Genomic DNA, 22,219 nt, shown 5'->3' on the forward strand with positions numbered 1-22,219 from the left:
GCCCCAACGCCGCCTGGGCGTTCTGGCAGAACCACCACTGGTACTGAGCCGGCCATCCGGCTCCCCCCGTGCCTCGGGGGCCGGACAGGGACCACCGGGGCAACCCACCAGGGCCCGGGCCCGCGCAACCGCGCGGCCCGGGCCCCCGTGCCGTCTCCAGACCAGCCCGTGGGCCGGTTCCCTTCCGCCCGGCGACGGGTGTGACCGGAGAACGCGACGGCGACGGGTGTGACCGGTACGGGTGATCTTCGGGCGGACGGCGTTGCGGCGCGCGTGGTCGGGCGTTGCTCGGGCGTGTCCCCACTGCCCTCGTCAGGAGAGAACGTGAGTCAGCCCGTGGTGCGCCGGTCCGGCGGCGAGTCGAGTCCCGACCCCGAGAAGCCCCGGCTGGGGAGGCGTGCCCTGCTCGGGTCGGCCGCGGGAGCCGCGGTCGGCACGATCGGTCTCGCCACCCGGGCCGCGGCGGCCACGGTGCCCGCCTACGCGCCGAGCACCGGCCCGGCGGCCGACGAGGCGGTCAGCCGCGCGCTGGCCCGCGAGATGCTCATGGTCGGTGCGGACGAGGGGGGTGACCTGACCCTCGAGTACCTGCGCATCCTGATCGACGGCCGTCTGCCGCCCCGCACCGAGCGGAAGCGCGTTTTGGTGGTGGGCGCGGGCGTCGCCGGGCTGACCGCCGCGACGCTGCTCAAGCGGGCCGGCCACGAGGTGACCGTGATCGAGGCCAACGCCAGCCGGGTCGGCGGGCGGATCAAGACCTTCCGCGGCGTCTTCACCGATCCCCGGTTGCACGCCGAGGCCGGTGCCATGCGCCTGCCCGACTTCCACCCGCTCGTCCTGGCGCTCGCCGACAAGCTCGGTCTGAAGCGGCGGCTGTTCTACAACGCCGACGTGGCGCCGGGCACCGGCCCGACCGGCGCCGTTCCGCCGGTGAAGTACCGCTCGTTCACCGGGGAGACCTGGAGCAACGGCCCGGACCGGACGTTCACCCCGCCCGTGGCCCGCTTCCGCAGTCTGATCCACGTCAACGGCACCCGGACCACCCGTGCCGCGTACGCCCAGTCGCCGGCCGCGGTCAACCGCTCGTTCGGCGCCCGGTTCGACTCCACGGCCGCCGCCGCCGTCGAAAAGGCCTTCGGGCGACTCTCGGTCCGGGACGGCGGCATCCGCGACCGGCTGGACGCCTGGACCGACATCTTCTCCACCTACGGCCACCACTCCACCCGCCGCTTCCTCCAGGAGGAGGCCGGCTGGGACCGCGCGTCCCTCCAGGCCGCCGGCACCCTGGAGAACCTCACCTCCCGGCTGCACTACTCGTTGTTCCCCACCCTGATCGACCACGCGGTGATCAGCCCCACCAACCGGTACTGGGAGCTGGAGGGCGGCAGTGCCGTGCTCACCGACGCGCTCGCCGCCCCGCTCCGGGCCGAGCTGCGCCTCGGCCACCGGATGACCCGCCTGGTGCAGGACGCCGGCAAGGTGACCGTCGAGACGGTCGCGGAGAGCGGCGACGAGGAGTCCTGCGACGGCGCTCCCGTCGGCCCCACCACGACGTTCGAGGGCGACTACGCGATCGTCACCATCCCGTTCAGCGCGCTCCGGTTCTGCCGGATCGAGCCCCTGATGTCCTATCCCAAGCGCCGGGCCGTCACGGAGCTGCACTACGACGCGGCCACCAAGGTCCTGCTCGAATTCCACCACCGGTTCTGGGAGGAAGGCCCGGACGGCTTCAGCGGCGGCGGCTGCGTCAGCGACAGCGCCAGCCGCTTCACCTACTTCCCCTCGCACGCCCCGGAGGGCTCCTCGGGGGGCGTGGTGCTGGCCTCCTACACCTGGTCGGACGACGCGGCGCGCTGGGACTCGCTCACCCCGGGCGAGCGGTACGCCTTCGCCCTCGACGACCTGGAGCGACTCCTGGGGCCTCGTGTGCGGCGGGAGTTCACCGGAGCGGGAGCCACCCAGTCCTGGGCGCGCGCCCGGTACGCCCTCGGTGAGGCGGCCATCGTCACCCCCGGCCAGCTGCACGAGCTCCATCCCGCCACCCGGACCCCGGAAGGCCGCGTCCACTTCGCCGGCGAGCACACCAGCCTCAAGCCGGCCTGGATCGAGGGCGCCCTCGAATCGGCGGTCCGCTCCTTCCTGGAGGTCCACCACCGCTGAGCGCGAGCGGGCCCCGGTGGCCGCCGGGGCGAAGAGGCGGGTGGCGTCCCCGCCGAGCCGGCCGCGCCGCGGTCCGCTCGGCGCCGTGCCGTCGGGCGGTGGCCGCAGGGTGGGTGACCCGGTGGCGTGCCGGGCGCCGGCGCTTGCCCGTGGTCACTGGCCCTGGCCGGCGCTTCCCATCGGGCCGATCTTCACCGGGGATCCGTCGGTGTCCATGGCGGGCAGCGAGCCGGCGCCCGGCCAGGGCAGGGTGACCGGCTGGGTCTCGTCCGGCGGGGTGACCACCAGGCCGGTGATCCGCAGGCCGGTGCCGCCCGTCTTGTTGGCCGGGTAACTGATGCCGAAGTAGGAGGACTTGCCGGGTGAGACGACGGCCGTGACGACCGGCTCGCCGGAGCGCCGCGCGGACAGCGAGCCCGCGGTGGTCTTCAGGTCGACGCCGGCGTATCCGGACAGCGTGCAGTCCTTGCCGCTGTGGTTCTTCAGCTCGACCACGACGGTGTTGTCGGTGTCGCCGGTGATGGTGCGGTCCGCGGCGGTGATGGTCAGGTCCGCGGTCCGGCACTTGGCGGTCTTCCCGGCCGTGCCGGAGCCGGCCGGTGCGGCGGTGGGCGGCGTTCCGGCCTTCCCCGGGCCGCTCGAAGCCGGGCCGCCGTTGGGGGAGGTGCCGGTGGACGCCGTCGGGGCGGCGGTCGAGGCTGCGGCGGTCGGGGCGCCCTGTGCGGTGCCCGTCTCGTCGTCCTGGCAGGCGGTGAGCGAGAGGGCGGCGGTGACGGCCAGGGCGGCGAAGGCGAGTTTGCGGACGCGCACGGTGTTCTCCTCCAGTTGGGGCGGCGGTGCCCGGTGTTCGGTGCGAGCGGGTTTCCGAAGACCGGGACCGCAGCCCGGGGCGAACCGTTGCGCCCGGGCCGCCCCCAGGACAATGCTGTGACACGTACGGCCGGAGACCGTTCGCGCCGTCGCCCGCCGTGCCGTCCCGCATCCCGCCGCCGACCTGCCCGGACGCCGGTACGCACCGCCGCCGCGCACCGTTGACGCCGTTGCCGGTCACCGGGACAGACCCGTGACGCGGACGATCTTGACCACGGGCCGCGACAGCACCGCCGGACCCCGGCGCGGTGGCACCCGGGTTCCCCGGGAGCGGGGGAGAACGGTCGGGGGAGTGTCGTGCACCGGTGTGGGCCGGGCGGACGGTTAGGTTCCTACCGTGACCGGCAATGACGTGGTCCTGGCGCTGGTGATCACGACCGGACTGGGTTTCGACTTCACCAACGGGTTCCACGACACCGGCAACGCCATGGCGACCTCCATCGTCACCGGCGCCCTCCGGCCGCGTCTCGCGGTCGCCGTGTCGGCGTTGCTGAACCTGGTCGGCGCCTTCCTGTCGACGGCGGTCGCCGCGACCATCGCCGGCGGACTGGTGAACAGCCACGACGTGACCCTGACGGTGGTCATGGCGGGACTGACCGGGAGCATCCTGTGGAACCTGGCGACCTGGTTCCTCGGCATCCCCTCCAGCTCCTCGCACGCGCTGATCGGAGGTGTGGTCGGGGCGACGATGGCGGCGGCGGGCGGCTCCGCGGTCAAATGGCAGGGGCTGGTCTCCAAAGTGATCGTGCCCGCCGCCCTGTCGCCGGTCATCGCCGGCGTGGTCGCCGCGCTCGGCACCTACCTGGTCTACCGCCTCACCCGCGGCGTGCCCGAGGACTCGCAACGGCACGGCTTCCGGCTCGGCCAGATCGGCTCCGCCTGCATGGTCTCGCTCGCCCACGGCACGAACGACGCGCAGAAGACCATGGGCGTGATCACCCTGGCGCTGATCGCCAACGGCACGCTGTCCGCCGGAGCGAAGTCGCCGACCTGGGTGATCGCCTCCTGCGCGGGGGCGATCGCCCTCGGCACCTACATCGGCGGCTGGCGCGTCATCCGCTCGCTGGGCAAGGGACTGGTGGAGATCGAGGCACCGCAGGGGATGGCCAGCGAGTCGGCGTCGGCCGCGGTGATCCTCTCCTCGACCGACTTCGGCTACTCGCTCTCCACCACGCACGTGGCCACCGGATCGATCCTCGGCGCGGGGGTGGGCAGGAAGGGCGCGGTGGTGCGCTGGCACATCGCCCACCGGATGGCGGCCGCCTGGCTGCTCACCCTTCCTGCCGCGGCGGTGGTCGGCGCGCTCGCCCACTGGGTCGCCGACGGAATCGGGGGGACCGCGGGAGTGGTGGTGATCTCCGTCGTGCTGGTGCTGGCCTCGATCGCCTTCTACGCCGCTTCCCGCCACCCGGCCGTCACCCCGGAGAACGTCAACGCCGCGTGGACGGGTTCGGTCGTCCCGCGCGCCGCACGCAGGAGCAGACAGTGAACTCCTGGATCAACCTCGACGCGTTGTGGAAGATCCTCGTGGCGGGAGTGCTCGTCGGCGCCGGGCTGCCCGCGCTGTTCGCCGTCGGCGTGCGCGCCCTCAACCCGCCGGCCCGTGCGGACGGGGCCGCCGCCACGCGTCCGGCCGCCGGACCGCTCGGCCGCCTCGTCGCCGTGGCGTGCTTCGCGGTAGTCCTCGCCGCGATCGGATGGGGTGTGTCCGTCATCGTCAGCCACCGCTGACCCACGCCGCCGGCGGCCCCGACCACCGCAGGACACCCCGCGCGGTGCTGACCCGCTGGTCCGCCCCACCGGGAGCCGGGCCGGGCCGGCGCCCCGACCGGTCGAACTCCAGGCCCCGTCTCGTGCACATGAGCCACCGTCAGGGGCCGCCCCCGTGATGCCGGACGTGCCGATGGGGCGCCCGCACCGTCCCGGTGCTCCCGAGGACGCGCGCCAGCGCCCTTACCCGGCAGGGCCGTTGACGGAAGTAGTTCGGGCACGTCACGCTCGGTGGACCGCCCGGAGCGGGCCGTCGGCCACGTTGCCGAGCACCGTCCCGACGCCCCGGCCGGATGTCCACCCCGCACCCCTTGTGGAGGTACCGCCATGTCCAGGCGCCGTCTCGCCGTCCCCGGAGCCGCCGTCGCCGCTCTGGCCCTCGCCGCCCTGTTCCTCCCGGCCACCGGCGCCCACGCCGCACCGCCCGCCGACTCGTGCACCAACAACTGGAGCATCAGCTCCGCCGAGGGCTACGCGAACGGGAAGTGGTGCAACTACGACACCAAGGTCATCGGCACGGTGCACGACACCGAGGCGGACGGCCGCTGCCCGTACGTGCGCGGCGGCCTCTCCAACGGGGGCCACGTCGACAGCGACTGGGCGGGCGGAAAGGGCAAGTCCCGCTCCATCACCCTCCTCGCCCCCTCGAACACCCGCTTCACCAGCCTCAGCATGCGCTACATCAACTGTTGACGCCCACCGCGCCGGCAGGGGCCGGGAGCTGACGGCCCCTGTCCGTTCTCCCGCCGTCCTCCCGCGTTCACGGTGAGGGCGGCGGCTCGGTGAGGAGACGGTGGATCAGTGCGTCGATGTCGAGGTTGAGGTGTTCGGAGCCCGGTGCGCTGATCTGCCCGCTCCGCTCCAGGAATTCCCTCACGGCGCCGGTGGGCAGGCTGATCCGGCAGACGGGGCCCTCGCCTTCGGGCCGGAGGTTCACGACCACGGCGGCGAAGGCGTTGGCAGGGGCGGGGTGAACGGTGACATCGCCCAAGCCGGCGTGGGTGCGCAGGCCCTCGGCGAGCAGGCAGCGGGCGAAGACCCAGGTGATCGGGTCCGGCGAATCGACGTGGAGGTCGAGGTAGGCGGCGTAAGGGTCTTCGATGTGATGGCGCAGGCATGCCGACACCGGGGCGAGCACCCCGTGGGCGACATGGGCCTGGCCGATGAAGCACACGGCGCAGTACGGGCCGGTGGACCGGTCGTCGCGGCTGGGGCCGTACGGTAGCGGCATCACGGACGCACCACCCCTCGCGGCGGGCGCCCCGCCCCGCTCGTCCCGGCCGTCGTCGCGGGTCCCCGGCCGTCCGCGCCTCCTTGCCCACGGCAGCCGCCCGCTGCTCCCGGTGGCGGTGGGCAGGTGGTGAGCGGCGGGGATGCGAGGGGTGCTTCGGAGGTGTCTGGCATATGTGGGAGAACGACGGTCGCCGCGGCCCGGTGTCGGGAGGTTCACCGGGAGGTGCGAACTCCTGGTCGCGGAGCTGACCGGACGTCATCCGTCCGGAGGTTTCCTGCGGGGGAGCCGGAGACGGCCGCGGGACGGCCGAGGCGCGATCGGCCGACCAGCGGGTGCGGACGGTTCGACGGCCGCCGGTTCGGCCGTCGCCCGGTGGCCGGCGGCTCGCCCCGGCCCCGCTCGGCGGGCGAGCGGGGCCGGTCTCCTTCGCGACCGCCGGCGGGCCGGCGGGCAGCTCAGGCTCCGATGTTCTCCAGGTCGTCGAGCAGGCCCGGGCGCGTCGGCTTCCAGCCGAGGGCGGTGCGGGTGCGACTGCTGGAGGCGGGCTGGTCGGTCACGAAGATCGGGCCGAGGGGTCCGAAACTCTCCTGAGGCACCGGCCTGAGCGGAAGGCGGAGCCGCCGCCCGATGACCGCCGCGATGTCGCGCACCGCGTCGCCTTCGTCGGCCACGGCGTGCCACGAGCTTCCGGCCGGAGCCCTCTCCAACGCGAGCCGAAACAGGACGGCGGCGTCGAGCGCGTGGACGGCGGGCCAGCGCTGCCCGCCGTCACCGGGGTAGCCGACGACGCCGGAGCGCCGGGCGATGTCGGTGAGCAGCCCGGCGAACCCGCCGTGGCCCTGGTTGTGGACGGTGCGCGGCAGCCGTACCGCCGAGCTGCGCACGCCCTGGGAGGCGAGTGCCAGTGTGCGGTTCACCGACCGGCCGCGTCCGCCGACGGGACCGTCCGTCGGCAGCGGGTCCTCCTCGGTCGATGCGCGTCCTGCCACGTGGGGCGTGCCGGACACGGTGACGAGCGGCCGGTCCGTGCCGCCGAGGGTGTCGCCGAGCGTCGCCAGCGCGGCGCCTTCTTCGGCGACGTCTCGCGCGAGTGCGTCGGGTGAGCTGAAGTCGTTGCCGAAGGCGAGGTGGATGACGCCGTCCGCCTGCTCCGCGCCGGTTCGCAGCACGTCGAGGTCGGTGAGACCGCCGCGGACCACGTCGGCGCCAAGGGCCCGGGCGCGGGCCGCGGAGGCGTCGGAGCGGGCGAGAGCGGTGACGGAATGGCCCGCGGTGAGCAGTTCGGCGACGACGGCGGACCCGATCAGGCCGGTCCCGCCGGTGATGAAGACGCGCATGGCAGCTCCAAGAGAGTGATGCGACATGTGTCCCATCACCGTACACCGTGATGAGACACATGTCGCATCATCTAGGATGGCCGTATGCCGAGATGGAAGCCGGATGCGAGGCAGCGCCTGGTCGTGGCGGCGCTCAACCTGTTCGCGGAACAGGGCTATGACGACACGACGGTCACGCAGATCGCTGAGCGCGCCGGGCTCACCCGGAGCACCTTCTTCCGCCACTTCGCGGACAAGCGGGAGATCCTCACCGCGGGACAGACGACACTCAGCCGCCTGCTGGCCGAGGGCATCGACGCCGCCCCGGCGGACGCGACACCGCTGACAGCCGTCGCGGCCGGCCTGGAGCGTGCATCTGGCGAGATGACGTCGTTCAACCGCGAGCTCAGCCCGCTGCTGCACGCGGCGATCGAGGCGAACGAGGAACTGCAGCGGCGTGACGCGCTGAAGAGCATCGGCATGGCTGCGGCGATGGTCGACGCGTTGAGGCGACGGGACGTCCCGGAATCCGCGGCGCAGGTGGCCGCCGGACTCGGCGTGCTCGCGTTCAGGCTCGGGTACACCCGGTGGGCCGACCCCAGCCGCGACGAGGACCCCGGCGAGCTGGCGACCCTCACGCGAGCCGCGTTCGACGAGCTCTGCGCGGCAGCCGCGGAGCTTCGCTAGCTAGCGGCAGCCGCCGAGCAGACAGCGGGTAGGGCGCCGTTCCCGGGGTGTGAGCGCGTCGATGATCACGGTTCGGTGACCTTCCGGCCCTTGGAAGGCCGATGGCCCGATCTTGGCGTTCCCGGGGCGGTAGGTTTCCCCGGCACACTCTTCTGATCACCACGGGGGATTCACCATTTCCACTCAGTCTGCCGAGCTGCCCGACGCCACCGCGCCCACGGAGACCGCCTCCGCAGCCCCGGGCCAGGGGGCGCCCGGGTACGGCGAGGGGCAGCTCAGCTGCGCCGTCTGCGGCTCCGTCCCGGCTGTGGACGCCACCATCCGCGGCCACCAGGGCTTCGTCATCGTCATGCGCTACCTCAAGCGGCGGGGCCCGTTCTGCCGCGCCTGCGGCATCGCCACCCACCGGGAGATGACCTCCGACACCCTCTGGCAGGGCTGGTGGGGCATTCCGTCGATGATCGTCAACCCGATCGTCATGCTGTACAACATCCCGCAGCGGTTGAAGATCAACAAGCTTGCGGAGCCGCTGCCCGGAGCCCCCGGCACGCCGATGGACACCGGCAAGCCGGTCTACCTGCGGCCCACCATCGTCGGCCTGCTGATCCCGGCGGTCCTGATCGCGCTGCTCTTCGCCGTGTTGAAGGACGACCCCGAGTTCGCCAAGGCCGGCGACTGCATCCACAACAGCAGCCCGCTCGCCATGTCCGGCCTGAACGACAACAACCCGGACGTCAAGGTGGTCCCCTGCTCCGACCCGCAGGCGGACGCCCGCGTCGTGGGCCGGGCCGACGACACCACCGACGGTGAGGCGGAGTGCCGCAAGTACCCCGACGCCGACAGCTACTTCACGTACAAGCGGGGGAGCGACAAGTACCTGCTGTGCCTGACGAGCCTCAAGCCCCGGCCGAAGCTGACCTTCACCCCGTAACGGGGCGGCGGGGCCGGGCGGCAGAAGGGAGCCGATCGGCCAGGGGGGCCGCCGTCCCACGGGGGGCGGCGGACGGTCACCGTGCGGGCCCCGGCAGTCCGCGCCGGTGGGGCGGCGGCCGGGTGGCACGGCTACGAGGAACCCGGCCGAACACCGTCCGGCGACCAGCACTGCAGCAGGTGCTTCCCGGCCTCGCCCGCGGTCAGGTTCGCCCGTCGCCGTGCTCGTCGCCCGGCCACTTGCGGGTGTCGCGCGGCGGCACGTACGGCTCCTCGTCAGGTGGCATGCCGCCCTCGATGGCCCGCTCCCGGGCCAGCTCGGCGTCGAACTCCAGCCCGAGCAGGATCGCCAGGTTGGACAGCCACAGCCACACCAGGAAGACGATCACCCCGGTCAGCGTGCCGTACGTCTTGTTGTAGGAGCCGAAGTTCGCCACGTACGCGGCGAACCCGCCCGACAGCGCCAGCCACAGCAGTACCGCCAGGACACTGCCCGGTGAGATCCACCGGAATCCCCGGCCGCGGACGTTGGGCGCCGCCCAGTACAGCAGCGCGACCATCAACGACACCAGGGCCACCAGCACCGGCCACTTCGCGATCGACCACACCGTCACCGCGAGGGGCCCCAGCCCGAGGACTTCACCGGCTCTCCTCGCCAGCGGTCCGGTGAACACCACGATCACCGCGCTGGCCGTCAGGAGGATCATCATCAGCAGGGTCAGACCGACCCGCAGCGGGGTGGTCTTCCACACCGGCCGGCCCTCGCGGATGTCGTACACGACGTTGCCCGCGCGGATGAACGCCGCGATGTATCCGGACGCCGACCACAGGGAGCCGGCCAGGCCCACCACCGCCAGCACGCCGCCGGTGCCGCGTCCGGCCTGCAGCTGGGTGACCGCGGTGCGCAGGATGTCGCGTGCCGGCCCGGGGGCGAGCCGTTGCAGGTTGTCCAGCGCCGCACGGGTGGCGGAGGTGCCGACCAGGCCGAGCACCGACACCAGCACCAGCAGCGCCGGGAACATCGCCAGCACGCCGTAGTAGGTCAGCGCGGCGGCCCGGTCCGACAACTCGTCGTCGAGGAATTCCCGCCAGGTGCGCTTGAGCACCCCGAGCCAGCCCCGTCCCGGTACCTGCGTCGGCTCGTCGGGGCCCCGGTCCGCGGCCTCCTGCGGGCCGCTGACCGGCCCGCCCCCGTGTCCACCGTGTGCTCTTCGAAACCGTCCCATGCGCGGCGTCTTCCCTTCCGCGTCCGCTCAAACGCCCCGCGCCGGAACAGGTCGTCCTCCCGGAGGACCGCGCTGCGCGGAACGGCGGGCGCCACCGCCTCGCGGCCGCCCGCGTGCCCCGGGCAGCACGTTCCGTCGGACACCTGGCGGACGTCAGGCCAGGAACCCCCGCAGCAGCGAGGCCGTCGCGGCCAGGTGCTCCTCGGTGGCGCGCCGGGCGGCGTCGCCGTCGCCGTCGAGGATCGCCCGGACCATCGCCCGGTGCTGCTCGGCGGCGTGCTCGATGTTGCGGTCCACCATCGGGATCGCGTTGAGCAGGTCGTTGAGGCGCATCCTGGCCTCGGCGATGGCCGCGGCGAGGGCGGGGGAGCCGGTGAGCTCGCCGATGGCGAGGTGGAAGCGCGAGTCGAGCTGGCGGTACTGCCCGGCCGGGGCCCCGTCCAGTTCGGTCAGCCGTTCCTCCAGGTGGGCGCGCTGCTCGGGGGAGAGGGGGCGCCGGGCGGCGGCCTCGGCGGCCCCGACCTCCAGGACCTGCCGGTAGGTCAGCGCGTCCTCCAGGGCGCCGCCGAGGTCGCGGGCGGCGCGGCGCAGGTCGGCCACGTCCGGTTCGGGCATTCGGTAGGTGACGAAGGTTCCGCCGTAGCGGCCGCGGCGGGGTGCGACGCAGTCGGCCTGCTGGAGGGTGCGGAGCGCCTCGCGCAGGGTCTCGCGGCTGACGCCGAGCCGGGCGGCGAGGTCGCGTTCGGCGGGCAGCCGGTCGCCGGGGCCGAAGACGCCGAGCTTGATCGCCTGGAGCAGCCGCTCGACGGTCTCCTCGAAGGCGTTGCCGGTCCGGATCGGGCGGAAGATCGCCCCGGTCTCCCAGTCGAGCCGTGCCTGCTCACGCGTCACGTCCACGTCCACGCCGGAATCGTACCTGCGAACGGATCTCCCGCACTCGTTCCCGTCCCACCCTTGACGCGGCCGCCGTCCAGCCGGAACGATGCTGCTCACCCACCCAATGGTCTGGCTTCAGACCATTGAAGAGCCGTCAGACCGTCGAACCCGCCGGGGCGGGTGCGCCACGCCGTCGTGGCCGCGTGCACCCGGCACACCCTCAACCCCCAGGGGTGCCCATGACCGACGCACGCTCACCCGACCACCCTGGCCCCGCCGTGTTTCCGGTGGACTCATCCCCCGTTTCCGCCGACGAACAGCGCCTCCACGAGCTGGGCTACACCCAGGAGCTGGCCCGCTCGATGTCGGGCTTCTCCAACTTCGCCGTCTCCTTCTCCATCGTCTCGATCCTGTCCGGCTGCCTGACCCTCTACGGGACGGGGATGAAGACCGGCGGCCCGGCCCTGATCATCTGGGGCTGGCCGGTGGTCGGCCTGCTGACGCTCTGTGTCGGCCTCGCGATGGCCGAGATCTGCTCCAGCTACCCGACGGCCGGCGGGCTCTACTACTGGTCCGCCAAGCTGACCCGCAGCCGCGGCCCGGCCTGGAGCTGGTTCACCGGCTGGTTCAACTTCCTCGGCCAGGTCGCGGTGACCGCCAGCGTCGACTACGGCGCCGCCTTCTTCACCAACGCGTTCCTCGAACTGCGCTACGGCCTGGCGGCCACCCCCGCGCACACCATGGAGATCTTCGCGGTCATCCTGCTGGTGCACGGCCTGCTCAACACCTTCGGGGTGCGCCTGGTCGCCGTCCTCAACAGCGTCTCCGTGTGGTGGCACCTGGCCGGCGTCGCGATCATCGTCGGCGCCCTCGCGCTGGTCCCCGGGCGGCACGCCTCCGCGTCCTCCGTCTTCACGGAGTTCGTCAACCAGACCGGCTTCCACAGCCAGTTCTACGTCGCGATGCTCGGCCTGCTGATGGCCCAGTACACCCTCACCGGCTACGACGCCTCCGCGCACATGACCGAGGAGACCCAGGACGCCGCCCGCTCCGGCCCGCGCGGCATCGTCAACGCCATCACCGTCTCACTGGTGGCGGGCTGGATCCTGCTGCTCGGCATCACCTTCGCGATCCGCGACTACGACGGCGCGCTCGACAGCGCCACCCAGGTCCCGCCCGCGCAGATCTTCATCGACGCGATCGGCTCCGGCGGCGCCCAGTTCCTGCTGCTCATCGTCATCGGCGCCCAGTTCTTCTGCGGCATGGCCTCCGTCACCGCCAACTCGCGCATGATCTACGCCTTCTCCCGCGACGGCGCGCTGCCCGGCTCCCGCCTCTGGCACCGCATCTCCCCGCGTACCCAGACCCCGACCAACGCGGTCTGGCTGGCCACCGGCGGCGCCCTGCTGCTCGGACTGCCCGCGCTCTGGAACAACACCGCCTACACGGCCGTGACCTCGATCTCCGTCATCGGCCTCTACATCTCCTACGTCATCCCGGTGTACCTGCGGCTGCGCCAGGGCGAGGACTTCCCGCGCGGACCCTGGCACCTGGGCCGCTGGAGCAAGCCGATCGGCGTCGTCGCCGTCGCCTGGACGGCGGTGATCAGCGTCCTGTTCATGCTGCCCACCGCCAGCCCGATCACCGCCGAGAGCTTCAACTACACCCCGGTCGCCGTGGCCGTCGTCGGCGGCTTCGCCGGCGTCTGGTGGCTGGCCTCCGCCCGGCGCTGGTTCACCGGGCCGCACATCAGCACGGGGCCGTCCGCGCCCGACGCCCCGGCCCTTCCGACCGGGGAACCGACGACCAGCCCGCGGCCCACCCCCGACACCGAACCGGAGACCCGATGACCACCCCCCGGCTCACCCTCGACGAGCTGCGCACCCGCGTCGCCGACGGGTCCGTCGACACCGTCGTGCTCGCCATGACCGACATGCAGGGGCGCCTCCAGGGAAAACGCGTCGCCGCCCGGTACTTCCTGGACGACGTCGTCACCGGCGCCGCCGAGGGCTGCGGCTACCTGCTGGCCGTCGACGTCGACATGAACACCGTCGACGGCTACGAGGTCTCCTCCTGGGAGAACGGCTACGGCGACCTGACGCTGCGCCCCGACCTCGCCACCCTGCGGTCCGTCCCCTGGCACCCCGCCACCGCCATGGTCCAGTGCGACGTCGTCCACCACGACGGCACCCCGGTCGCCGTCTCCCCGCGCCAGGTCCTCCGGCACCAGCTCGACCGCCTGGCCGGCTACGGCTGGCAGGCCCAGGCCGCCACCGAGCTGGAGTTCATCGTCTTCCGGGACAGCTACGAACAGGCCTGGGACAAGGACTACACCCGCCTCACCCCGGCCAACCAGTACAACGTCGACTACTCCATCCTCGGCACCGGCCGCATCGAGCCCCTGCTGCGCCGCCTGCGCAACGGCATGGCCGGCGCCGGCCTGACCGTCGAGTCCGCCAAGGGCGAGTGCAACCTCGGCCAGCACGAGATCGCCTTCAAGTACGCCGACGCCCTCACCACCTGCGACAACCACGCCGTCTACAAGACCGGCGCCAAGGAGATCGCCGCCCAGGAGGGCTGCAGCCTCACCTTCATGGCGAAGTACGACGAACGCGAGGGCAACTCCTGCCACATCCACCTGAGCCTGCGCGACGAGCGGGGCGCCCCGGTGTTCGCCGGGGACCGCCCCCACGGCTTCTCCCGCACCATGGAGCACTTCCTCGCCGGCCAGCTCGCCTGCCTCGCCGACTTCGCCCTGCTGTTCGCCCCCACCGTCAACTCCTACAAGCGCTACGTCCCCGGCAGCTTCGCGCCCACCGCCGTCGCCTGGGGCCGCGACAACCGCACCTGCGCCCTGCGCGTCGTCGGCCACGGCCCGTCGCTGCGCTTCGAGAACCGCGTCCCCGGCGGCGACGTCAACCCCTACCTCGCGGTCGCCGCCCTGATCGCCGCCGGACTGCACGGCGTCGAGCAACAGCTCGAACTCCAGCCGGAGTTCACCGGCAACGCCTACGCCTCCGACGCGCCCCGGGTGCCCGCTACCCTGCGCGACGCGGTCGACGCCTTCGAACGCAGCGCCGTCGCCACCGAGGCCTTCGGCAAGGACGTCGTCCGGCACTACACCCACGCCGGACGCACCGAACTCGCCTCCTACGAACGGGCGGTGACCGACTGGGAGCGGCGCCGCGGATTCGAGCGGCTGTGACCGGCGCGGGGCTGACGCGTACTGTTCCGGCACGCACCGACGCGACCGGCACCGGTGTGACCGCCACCGACACGAGACCACCCGACGCCCACCGACGACCACTGATCGGCATCAGCAGCTACCAGGACGACGCCGCCTGGTCCGTCTGGAACCAGCGCGCCTCCCTCGTGCCCCAGACCTACGTCGACGCCGTCGTCCGCGCCGGTGGCACCGCGGTCCTGCTGCCGCCCCAGCCCGGCGGGACCGGCCACCTGCTCGACGCCCTCGACGGACTCGTCCTGGCCGGCGGACCGGACGTCGACCCGGCCCGCTACGCCGCGGCTGCCCACCCGCGCACCGGTCCGCCCCACCACGCCCGCGACGACTGGGAGAGCCGACTGCTGCACGCCGCCCTCGCCCGGGACCTGCCGGTGCTCGGCGTCTGCCGCGGCATGCAGCTGCTCAACGTCGAACTCGGCGGCACCCTCGTCCAGCACCTGCCCGACGACAGCCACCAGACCGTCCCCGCCCGCTTCGTCCGCCACCGGGTCACCCCGGAGCACGGCAGCCGGCTCGCCGCCTTCCTGGGACCCGCCACCGAGGTCTCCTGCTACCACCACCAGGCCGTCGACCGGATCGGCACCGGCCTCACGGCCACCGCGCACAGCGCCGACGGCACGGTCGAGGCGCTCGAACTGACCGGCCACCGCTTCGCCCTGGGCGTCCAGTGGCACCCGGAGACCGACCCCGACGACCTGCGCCTGTTCCAGGCGTTCATCACCGCCAGCCAGAGGGAGACCGCCCGATGACCGAACCGGACCTCTTCGAGGTCGTCAACCCCGCCACCGAGGAGGTGATCACCACCGTCGAACTGGCCGGCACCGCCGAGACCGACGCCGCCGTCGCCCGCGCCCGCGCCGCCTTCGACACCTGGCGCCGGGTGGCCCCCGCCGACCGCGCCCGGCTGCTGCGCGCCTTCGCCGCCGCCGTCGACGCCGACCGCGAGCACCTTGCCGCCCTGGAGGTCGCCAACGCCGGGCACACCATCGGCAACGCACGCTGGGAGGCCGGCAACGCGCGGGACGTCATCGAGTACTACGCCGCCGCCCCCGAGCGGCTGTTCGGCCGGCAGATCCCGGTTGCCGGCGGCATCGACGTGACCTTCCAGGAGCCGATCGGCGTCGTCGGGGTCATCGTGCCCTGGAACTTCCCCATGCCGATCGCCGCCTGGGCCCTCGCCCCGGCGCTCGCGGCCGGCAACACCGTCATCGTCAAGCCGGCCGAACTCACCCCGCTCACCGCGCTGCGCCTGGCCGAACTCGCCCTGGCGGCCGGGATCCCCGAGGGCGTGCTGCAGGTCCTGCCCGGCCGCGGCCCGGTCGTCGGACAGCGCTTCGTCACCCACCCCGACGTGCGCAAGGTCGTCTTCACCGGCTCGACCCGGGTCGGCAAGGAGATCATGGCGGGCTGCGCCGCCCAGGTGAAGCCGGTCACCCTCGAACTCGGCGGCAAGAGCGCCAACATCGTCTTCGCCGACGCCGACCTCGCCAAGGCCGCCGCGACCGCGCCCTACGCCGTCTTCGACAACGCCGGCCAGGACTGCTGCGCCCGCTCCCGGATCCTCGTCGAGGCCTCCGCCTTCGACGACTTCATGGCGCTCCTGGAGCCGGCCGTGCGCGGGGTGCGGGTCGGCGACCCGGCCGACGAGAAGACCGAGATGGGCCCGCTGATCTCGGCCGCCCACCGCGAGCGGGTCTCCTCGTACGTCCCGGACGCCTCGGCCGTCGCCTTCCGCGGCAGCGCCCCCGACGGGCCCGGCTTCTGGTACCCGCCGACCGTCCTCGCGCCCGTGCGCCACGAGGACCGCGCCTTCACCGAGGAGATCTTCGGCCCGGTCGTCGCCGTCGTCCCGTTCCACGACGAACAGGACGCCCTGCGCATCGCCAACGCCACCGAGTACGGCCTGTCCGGCTCCATCTGGACCAGGGACCTCGGCCGCGCGCTGCGGGTCTCGCGCGGCGTCGAGGCCGGCAACCTGTCCGTCAACTCGCACTCCTCGGTGCGCTACACCACGCCGTTCGGCGGCTTCAAGCAGTCCGGACTCGGCCGCGAGCTCGGCCCGGACGCCCTCGACGCCTTCACCCAGACCAAGAACGTCTTCATCTCCACGGAGGAATGATCAGCATGACCCAGCGACTCGACGGCCGCGTGGCCGTCATCACCGGCGCCGGCAGCGGCATCGGCCTGGCGACCGCCCGCCGCTTCGCCGCCGAGGGCGCGAAGGTGGTCTGCGTCGACCTCGACCCCGAGACCGGCGCCAAGGCCGCGAACGAGGTCGGCGGCCTGTTCGTCCAGGCCGACGTCACCGACGAGGCCGCGGTGCGCGACCTCTTCCAGCGGGCCGTCGACGAGTACGGCCGCCTCGACATCGCCTTCAACAACGCGGGCATCTCCCCGCCGGACGACGACTCCATCCTCACCACCGGCCTGGAGGCCTGGAAGCGCGTCCAGGAGGTCAACCTCACCAGCGTCTACCTGTGCTGCAAGTACGCGATCCCGCACATGCAGCGCCAGGGCAAGGGCTCGATCATCAACACCGCCTCGTTCGTCGCCGTGATGGGCGCGGCCACCTCCCAGATCTCCTACAGCGCCTCCAAGGGCGGCGTGCTGGCCATGTCCCGCGAGCTGGGCGTCCAGTTCGCCCGCGAGGGCATCCGCGTCAACGCCCTGTGCCCCGGCCCGGTGAACACCCCGCTGCTGCAGGAGCTCTTCGCCAAGGACCCGGAGCGCGCCGCCCGCCGCCTGGTCCACATCCCGCTGGGCCGCTTCGCCGAGCCCGAGGAGATCGCCGCCGCGGTGGCCTTCCTCGCCTCCGACGACTCCTCCTTCATGACCGCCAACACCTTCCTCGTCGACGGCGGCATCTCCGGCGCCTACGTGACCCCGCAGTAGCCCTCCGGTCGCCCGTCAGGCGGTCGTGGCGGTCCGGTGGTCAAGGGCGCTAGGCTCATCGCCGCGGCAAAGGTAGTAGATAAGGGGTGGGCCGCGGTGTCGCACTTCGATTCCTTCGAGTAAAAGGACACGTCGTGCCCACTCCTGGTGTGTTGAGGGTCTTCCTCCCTGCGCTCTCGCTCCTGCCCCTGCTGCTGTTCGTCCTGCTGTCGGCGCCAGCGTGGGTTTGCTGGCCCTTCATGCCGGAACGAAAGCAGAGGGTCATGATCGAGGTGGTGCAGAAGTTGATCGACTGGACGCGCGCTTGCGCCAACGGCCGATAGCCGCCGGAGGAAGGGAGGAGGCGGGTGGCTGCCAGCAGCCACCCGCCTTCGGCCGGTCCCGGGGTCTTGCGCGGCCTGTGCCGCGACGTGACGTCGCCCGCCGAGGAGGAGGCGGCGGAACGCGCTCGTCCCGCCGATATTCCGTTGGTGCCGCTCGGTCGGATCGGTACGGTCTCGGGCATGGCGATCCCGATCGTGTTCGACATGGAGACCGGCGACCCCGACGACGTCTTCACCCTGTGTGCGCTCGCGACCCATCCGTGGGCACGCCTGGTGGCCGTGACGGTCATGCCCGGATCGGATGAGCAGGTCGGCATCGTCAAGCACCTCCTCGGGCGCCTCGGGGTGAGCGCGCCGGTCGGCGCGTACCGGCCCGGCGCCGACGTGAAGCCGGTGTCGGGCTTCCACCGCCGGTGGCTCGGGAAGGTTCCGCCTCGCGAACCCGACGCCGAGGCCTGGCAGTTGCTGCGGGACGCCCTCGCCGACGGGGACGCGACGCTGCTCACGGGGGCGCCGCTGAAGAACGCCGGCATGCTCCTGGACCGGGAACCGGACGTGCGCATCGCCCGCTGGGTCGCGCAGGGCGGCTTCGCCGGCGACTCCGTCGTGCCGCCCGAACACCGTCTCCCCAAGTTCGAGGGACGCGAGACCTGCCCGACGTTCAACTTCAACGGCGCTCCGGACGCCGCGTTGAAGCTGCTGGAATCGCCCAACGTCGGTGAGCGGGTGCTCGTCTCGAAGAACGTCTGCCACGGCGTCGTCTACGACGGCGAGATGCACGCCGCCCTGTCGGCACGGCGGCTCACACCCGGGATGGCGCTCGTGCGGGAGGGCATGGGGGTCTATCTGGCCAAGCGCCGCGCCGGCAAGGCCTTCCACGACCCGCTGGCGGCGGCAGTGGCGCTCGACGAGTCCGTCTGCGCGTTCCGCGAGGTCGAGGTGTACCGCGAGCGCGGCGCCTGGGGTGCGCGTCCGGCGGCCGGCACCCGGACGCGGATCTCGGTCTCGGTCGACCACGCACGATTCCTGGACGTGCTCACGGCCACCGGGTAGCGGCCCTCGCTCCGAGCGGGCTCGAAGAGCCCCCTCGGGGCGTCCAGGTCGGCCCGGGTCGGTCGGGTCCGTCCGACCGGCCGGTCGATCGCCTCTCGCGGTGCGGCTGTCGTGGCCGCGGCCGCCGCTGCCGCCCTGCCCGGGGACGGCCACCGGGGTGTCGGTGCCGCGGTCTACGCTCCTCGGCAACGACGACTTCGGGAAGTGATCGAATGTCCTACCAGGATGACGAGTACAAGTTCATGCCCGCGCTGAGCACGGCCCTGGCCGATCCGTCCGAGGGCGTGCGGACCCTCGACGGCTGGCGGATCGAGCGGCTCGGCCTGATCCGGGGGGCCGCGGGCGACGGCACGATCTACGACCCGCTGGGGCCGGAGGGCGGGGGCTTCCCGATGCGGCCCGGCGGCACGCCGGTCTACCTGATCGCCCGGGAGGACGCACCCGGGGACCCGGTGGCGGTCCTGGTGCACGCCGGCGAGAGCGTCCCGGTCCGGACGCAGGACTGGGGCGACCGCGTGGCGACCCCGTCCGGCCTGGCCGTGGTGCACGCGAACCCCAGCACGGTCTGGATCGAGCCGGGCACCGGGATGCTCAAGCGCGCCTGGGCCGCCCTGCACGCACGCGCCGCCGAGGACAGCGGCTGGAGGCTGGAGAACCTCCGCGAGATGCTCCGGAGCGCTTCGGTGGACCCGGCCGACTGGCCGGTGGAGCCGGTCGAGGGCGACTTCGCGAACGACTGGCTGATGATCCCGGATGAGGACGGCACCGGCACCGTGCTGGGCGTCCTGGCCGACCCGGACGGCTCCAACACGACCGAGTGCCTGGACGCCGACGGCAACACGGTGGGCGTCCTGCTCATCCTCGACAGCTGGTGTGTCTGATCCTGACCCGGGGTGGTCCGGGCCTGGTCCGGGCCTGGTCCGGAGCCGGGCGGACGGGGAGCCGTTCCCCAGGGCGCGCTTCCGCCGCCGCCGTGCGCGGGAGTGTGCCCGCCGCACCGGGCCGGCCGAACCGGGTCCCCGTGCCGGTCGCCGGGACGGCTACCGGGGGAAGCGGTTGCGGACGGTCCGGGCGACGTCGGTGCCTTCGAGCAGGGTGTGCAGCAGGCCGGTGAGGGTCGCGATGTCCGCGGCCGAGAGCGGTTCGGCCATCGCGGCGGCGAGCCGGCCGGTCGCCTCGCCGAGCCGGTCGGCCAGGGCCTGGCCTTCGGCGGTGAGTTCGAGCAGGACGGCGCGCTTGTCCTGCTCGTGGGGGAGGCGGCTGACCAGGCCCCGTTGGACCAGCGAGTCGACCAGTCGGCTCGGGCTGCCCTGCTCGCAGACGAGCAGACGGCCGAGGGCGGCGAGGGTGACCGGCTGGTGGGCCGTCAGCACGTCGAGCACCTCGGCCTGGGGCGGCGTCAGACCCAGCGGGCGCAGGGCCTCGCCGAACCGGCGGCTGCCCTCGCGCTGGGCCGCCAGCAGCAGGTAGCGCAGCTCGTCGTGGGCGGCCCGGGGGGAGTGGCTGCGGTCGGCGGTCACGTGCGCTCCTTCGCTCTCGGCGGACCCGGGGGCGCCTGGTCGGCCTGGTCCGCCTGGTGTGCCGGTCTGCGGGTCTGCCGGTCTGCCTGGTCCGCCGCCCGAGTACGGGAGCCAGCATATCAATGGCACGACATTGATGACCCAGCATTCATGACCAGACATCGATGACGCTACATCGATGACATGACATCGATGTTGTGTCATGATGTTCCCCGTCGGCGGGAGAGCCCCGTCGACGGGAAGGGGCATGGTCATGCGTAGTGACTTCGTGGTCCTCGGCGCCTCCGGCACCACCGGTGGCCTGATCGCCGAGGAACTGGTCCGGCGGGGTCGGCGGGTCGTGCTCGCCGGCCGGGACGCCGCGCGGCTGACGCGGACCGCGGCCCGGTTCGAGGCAGGGGCGGTGTCGGTCCTGACGGTGGACCTGGCGGACCCCGCCTCGCTGATCGCGGCGGCCGGGGCGGGCAGGGTGCTGGTCAACACGGTCGGTCCGTTCGCCCGGCTGTCCCCGCCGGTGGTGGCGGCCTGCCTGGACGCCGGCACGGCCTACCTCGACCTCGCCAACGAGCGGGCCGCCGTACGCGCCCTGCTCGACCGGGACGCCGAGGCCCGAGGACGCGGCGCCACCCTGGTGACCGGAGCCGGGTTCGGCCCGGCCGCCACCGAGGCACTGGTGCTGGCCCTGCTGGGGACGGGCGTCGGCGCGACCGCGGTGAGGGTCGCCACCGCCCCCCACAGTGCCCACGACACCGACGGCGTGCGCGGAACCGTCGCCGAGGCCATGGCCGAGGGGGCCACCCGCTACCGGGCCGGTGAGCTGGTGCGCGCGCCGCTCGGCGAGGGCGCCACCACCCTCACCTTCGGCGGCGCCGCCCGGACCGTGATCCCCGTGCCGGTCGGCGACCTGGAGGCGGCGCGGGAGGCGAGCGGTGCACCGGAGGTCACCGCGTACGCGGTGCCGCGCGGCGCGGGGACGGACGACGGCCGCTCCCACGCCTACGCGGAACTCACCGACGCGGACGGGCGGGTGCACACCGCCCAGCTCAGCACCGGCGAGGGGTTCGCGTTCACCACGGCGGTCGCCGTCGCGACCGCCACCCGCCTCCTCGACGGCCCGCCGCCCGGTGCCTGGACGGCGGCGCGGCTGCTCGGCGCCGAACCGGTCGCGTCCCTGCCCGGCACCACGATCCAGCTGGGCCGGTGAGCCCGATGACCACCGTGCACCGCCTGGGCGACCACCTGGTCAACTTCTACCTCGTCGACACCGGGCCCGCCCTGCTGCTGGTCGACGCCGGACTGCCCGCGCACTGGGACGGCCTCCGGACCGCACTGCGCGACCTCGGCCGCCCGGTCACCGACATCGCGGCGGTGCTGGTCACCCACGGCCACCCCGACCACGTCGGCGTCGCCGAGCGGGTCCGGGCCGCCTCCGGCGCCGAGATCTGGGTGCACGAGTCCGACGCGCCGATCCTGACCGAGCCCCGGCGGCTGAACGAGGTCTGGACCCCGGAGCGTTCGCTGCTCGGCTACGCGGTCCGCCGCCCGCAGAGCCTGCGCGCGCCGCTGCACCTGGCCCGGGGCGGCGCCCTGCGCATCCCGCCGGTCCGCAGCCTGCGCACCTTCACCCACGACCAGCAACTCGACCTGCCCGGCGCGCCGCTCGCGGTCCACACGCCCGGCCACACGCACGGCAGCACCAGCTACCTCTTCCCGGACGCCTCGGTCGCCTTCACCGGCGACGCCCTGGTCACGCACGACTCGGTGGCCGGCCGGGTCGGACCGTGCGTCATCTGCCGGGCCTTCACCCAGGACAGCACGGCCGCGCTGGCCTCACTGGAGAAGATCGCCGAACACGAGATCGCCACCGTGCTGCCGGGCCACGGCGAAGCCTGGACGGACGGCCTGGCCCGGGCCGCGCGGCAGGCGGTGGCCGGCGGAATCCGTTAGGGCCTGGCCGGCGGATCCTGCCGGGCGCCCGACGCCGCGCGCCGGTTCGACGGGATCGCCGGACAGGCCCGAGGAGGCCCCGTGCCGCCGTACGGCGCGTCAACCGCGAGGCCGCCACGGGCGCAGTGGTCAAGGGCAGTAGCCTTTGCCTTTTTCGCATCAGGGGTGGGC

At 73.2% G+C, this 22,219-nt stretch carries 21 protein-coding genes; 15 read left to right on the top strand and 6 right to left on the bottom strand.

Annotated features, from left to right (window positions below; genetic code table 11):
* Positions 1–324 precede the first annotated feature (324 nt).
* Positions 325–2,160, top strand: a complete 1,836-nt coding sequence (locus ACFV1W_RS32010; RefSeq protein WP_380420756.1) for a flavin monoamine oxidase family protein — start codon at positions 325–327, stop codon at positions 2,158–2,160.
* 153 nt (positions 2,161–2,313) lie between these two features.
* Here the strand turns inward: ACFV1W_RS32010 and ACFV1W_RS32015 are convergent, their stop codons facing one another.
* A complete protein-coding gene (locus ACFV1W_RS32015; RefSeq protein WP_380420757.1) occupies positions 2,314–2,970 on the bottom strand; it encodes a DUF4232 domain-containing protein in 657 nt (218 codons plus the stop codon).
* A 397-nt stretch (positions 2,971–3,367) separates the two neighbouring features.
* Here ACFV1W_RS32015 and ACFV1W_RS32020 point away from each other — a divergent pair, with 397 nt between their 5' ends.
* The 3 genes from ACFV1W_RS32020 (at position 3,368) to ACFV1W_RS32030 (ending at position 5,493) form a co-directional block, all read left to right on the top strand.
* Positions 3,368–4,519 carry an anion permease gene (locus ACFV1W_RS32020; protein ID WP_380420758.1) on the top strand — a complete coding sequence of 384 codons (1,152 nt, stop codon included), beginning with the start codon at positions 3,368–3,370 and terminating at the stop codon, positions 4,517–4,519.
* Positions 4,516–4,761, top strand: a complete 246-nt coding sequence (locus ACFV1W_RS32025) for a hypothetical protein (RefSeq protein WP_380420759.1) — start codon at positions 4,516–4,518, stop codon at positions 4,759–4,761. The genes ACFV1W_RS32020 and ACFV1W_RS32025 overlap by 4 nt, the downstream gene beginning before the upstream one ends.
* 366 nt (positions 4,762–5,127) lie before the next feature.
* On the top strand, positions 5,128–5,493 hold the full coding sequence (locus ACFV1W_RS32030) for a hypothetical protein (RefSeq protein WP_380420760.1): 366 nt from the start codon (positions 5,128–5,130) through the stop codon (positions 5,491–5,493).
* A gap of 67 nt (positions 5,494–5,560) precedes the next feature.
* Here ACFV1W_RS32030 and ACFV1W_RS32035 read toward each other — a convergent pair whose 3' ends face one another.
* Positions 5,561–6,031 (bottom strand): SsgA family sporulation/cell division regulator, encoded by a 471-nt coding sequence (locus tag ACFV1W_RS32035; protein WP_380420761.1) that lies wholly within the window; start codon positions 6,029–6,031, stop codon positions 5,561–5,563.
* Between the two features lie 458 nt (positions 6,032–6,489).
* Positions 6,490–7,371, bottom strand: a complete 882-nt coding sequence (locus ACFV1W_RS32040) for an SDR family oxidoreductase (protein ID WP_380420762.1) — start codon at positions 7,369–7,371, stop codon at positions 6,490–6,492.
* Positions 7,372–7,455: 84 nt separating this feature from the next.
* On the opposite strand from ACFV1W_RS32040, the gene ACFV1W_RS32045 reads away from it, so the two are divergent.
* Entirely contained in the window at positions 7,456–8,037 is a 582-nt protein-coding gene (locus tag ACFV1W_RS32045; RefSeq protein WP_380420763.1) for a TetR/AcrR family transcriptional regulator, read from the top strand.
* Between the two features lie 307 nt (positions 8,038–8,344).
* The gene (locus ACFV1W_RS32050) at positions 8,345–8,968 is read left to right on the top strand and encodes a hypothetical protein (RefSeq protein ID WP_380420764.1); all 624 of its coding nucleotides are present in this window, start codon (positions 8,345–8,347) and stop codon (positions 8,966–8,968) included.
* 202 nt (positions 8,969–9,170) lie between these two features.
* On the opposite strand, the gene ACFV1W_RS32055 is transcribed toward ACFV1W_RS32050, so the two are convergent.
* Entirely contained in the window at positions 9,171–10,193 is a 1,023-nt protein-coding gene (locus ACFV1W_RS32055; RefSeq protein ID WP_380420765.1) for a YihY/virulence factor BrkB family protein, read from the bottom strand.
* Between the two features lie 153 nt (positions 10,194–10,346).
* On the bottom strand, positions 10,347–11,090 hold the full coding sequence (locus ACFV1W_RS32060; RefSeq protein ID WP_380420786.1) for a FadR/GntR family transcriptional regulator: 744 nt from the start codon (positions 11,088–11,090) through the stop codon (positions 10,347–10,349).
* A gap of 218 nt (positions 11,091–11,308) precedes the next feature.
* Between ACFV1W_RS32060 and ACFV1W_RS32065 the strand changes: the two genes are divergently transcribed.
* From ACFV1W_RS32065 to ACFV1W_RS32095, 7 genes are all read left to right on the top strand, one after another.
* Positions 11,309–12,919, top strand: coding sequence for an amino acid permease (locus tag ACFV1W_RS32065; RefSeq protein ID WP_380420766.1), 1,611 nt, complete (start codon positions 11,309–11,311; stop codon positions 12,917–12,919).
* Positions 12,916–14,274 carry a glutamine synthetase family protein gene (locus tag ACFV1W_RS32070; protein ID WP_380420767.1) on the top strand — a complete coding sequence of 453 codons (1,359 nt, stop codon included), beginning with the start codon at positions 12,916–12,918 and terminating at the stop codon, positions 14,272–14,274. Before ACFV1W_RS32065 ends, ACFV1W_RS32070 begins: the two co-directional genes overlap by 4 nt.
* 56 nt (positions 14,275–14,330) lie before the next feature.
* A complete protein-coding gene (locus ACFV1W_RS32075; protein ID WP_380420768.1) occupies positions 14,331–15,062 on the top strand; it encodes a gamma-glutamyl-gamma-aminobutyrate hydrolase family protein in 732 nt (243 codons plus the stop codon).
* Positions 15,059–16,432 carry an aldehyde dehydrogenase family protein gene (locus ACFV1W_RS32080; RefSeq protein WP_380420769.1) on the top strand — a complete coding sequence of 458 codons (1,374 nt, stop codon included), beginning with the start codon at positions 15,059–15,061 and terminating at the stop codon, positions 16,430–16,432. The genes ACFV1W_RS32075 and ACFV1W_RS32080 overlap by 4 nt, the downstream gene beginning before the upstream one ends.
* Positions 16,433–16,437: 5 nt before the next feature.
* A complete protein-coding gene (locus ACFV1W_RS32085) occupies positions 16,438–17,205 on the top strand; it encodes a 3-oxoacyl-ACP reductase (RefSeq protein WP_380420770.1) in 768 nt (255 codons plus the stop codon).
* A 503-nt stretch (positions 17,206–17,708) separates the two neighbouring features.
* Positions 17,709–18,581, top strand: a complete 873-nt coding sequence (locus ACFV1W_RS32090) for a nucleoside hydrolase (RefSeq protein ID WP_380420771.1) — start codon at positions 17,709–17,711, stop codon at positions 18,579–18,581.
* A gap of 212 nt (positions 18,582–18,793) precedes the next feature.
* Complete coding sequence (locus ACFV1W_RS32095; protein WP_380420772.1) at positions 18,794–19,462, top strand: hypothetical protein; 669 nt, start codon at positions 18,794–18,796, stop codon at positions 19,460–19,462.
* A gap of 159 nt (positions 19,463–19,621) precedes the next feature.
* On the opposite strand, the gene ACFV1W_RS32100 is transcribed toward ACFV1W_RS32095, so the two are convergent.
* Positions 19,622–20,101, bottom strand: coding sequence for a MarR family winged helix-turn-helix transcriptional regulator (locus ACFV1W_RS32100; RefSeq protein WP_380420773.1), 480 nt, complete (start codon positions 20,099–20,101; stop codon positions 19,622–19,624).
* Positions 20,102–20,354: 253 nt separating this feature from the next.
* Between ACFV1W_RS32100 and ACFV1W_RS32105 the strand changes: the two genes are divergently transcribed.
* Positions 20,355–21,305 (top strand): saccharopine dehydrogenase NADP-binding domain-containing protein, encoded by a 951-nt coding sequence (locus ACFV1W_RS32105; RefSeq protein WP_380420774.1) that lies wholly within the window; start codon positions 20,355–20,357, stop codon positions 21,303–21,305.
* Between the two features lie 5 nt (positions 21,306–21,310).
* Positions 21,311–22,048 (top strand): MBL fold metallo-hydrolase, encoded by a 738-nt coding sequence (locus ACFV1W_RS32110; RefSeq protein WP_380420775.1) that lies wholly within the window; start codon positions 21,311–21,313, stop codon positions 22,046–22,048.
* Positions 22,049–22,219 lie beyond the last annotated feature (171 nt).

Origin of the sequence: Kitasatospora sp. NPDC059648, from assembly GCF_042734825.1 — a bacterium.
Classification (GTDB): Bacteria; Actinomycetota; Actinomycetes; order Streptomycetales; family Streptomycetaceae; genus Kitasatospora.

Excerpts from the sequence above, each read along its gene's own strand:
- ACFV1W_RS32090 (WP_380420771.1), top strand. The coding sequence starts at position 17,709 with ATGGCGATCCCGATCGTGTTCGACATGGAGACCGGCGACCCCGACGAC.
- ACFV1W_RS32040 (WP_380420762.1), bottom strand. The coding sequence starts at position 7,371 with ATGCGCGTCTTCATCACCGGCGGGACCGGCCTGATCGGGTCCGCCGTC.
- ACFV1W_RS32095 (WP_380420772.1), top strand. The coding sequence starts at position 18,794 with ATGTCCTACCAGGATGACGAGTACAAGTTCATGCCCGCGCTGAGCACG.
- ACFV1W_RS32080 (WP_380420769.1), top strand. The coding sequence starts at position 15,059 with ATGACCGAACCGGACCTCTTCGAGGTCGTCAACCCCGCCACCGAGGAG.
- ACFV1W_RS32030 (WP_380420760.1), top strand. The coding sequence starts at position 5,128 with ATGTCCAGGCGCCGTCTCGCCGTCCCCGGAGCCGCCGTCGCCGCTCTG.
- ACFV1W_RS32065 (WP_380420766.1), top strand. The coding sequence starts at position 11,309 with ATGACCGACGCACGCTCACCCGACCACCCTGGCCCCGCCGTGTTTCCG.
- ACFV1W_RS32070 (WP_380420767.1), top strand. The coding sequence starts at position 12,916 with ATGACCACCCCCCGGCTCACCCTCGACGAGCTGCGCACCCGCGTCGCC.
- ACFV1W_RS32055 (WP_380420765.1), bottom strand. The coding sequence starts at position 10,193 with ATGGGACGGTTTCGAAGAGCACACGGTGGACACGGGGGCGGGCCGGTC.
- ACFV1W_RS32110 (WP_380420775.1), top strand. The coding sequence starts at position 21,311 with ATGACCACCGTGCACCGCCTGGGCGACCACCTGGTCAACTTCTACCTC.
- ACFV1W_RS32035 (WP_380420761.1), bottom strand. The coding sequence starts at position 6,031 with ATGCCGCTACCGTACGGCCCCAGCCGCGACGACCGGTCCACCGGCCCG.
- ACFV1W_RS32045 (WP_380420763.1), top strand. The coding sequence starts at position 7,456 with ATGCCGAGATGGAAGCCGGATGCGAGGCAGCGCCTGGTCGTGGCGGCG.
- ACFV1W_RS32105 (WP_380420774.1), top strand. The coding sequence starts at position 20,355 with ATGCGTAGTGACTTCGTGGTCCTCGGCGCCTCCGGCACCACCGGTGGC.
- ACFV1W_RS32085 (WP_380420770.1), top strand. The coding sequence starts at position 16,438 with ATGACCCAGCGACTCGACGGCCGCGTGGCCGTCATCACCGGCGCCGGC.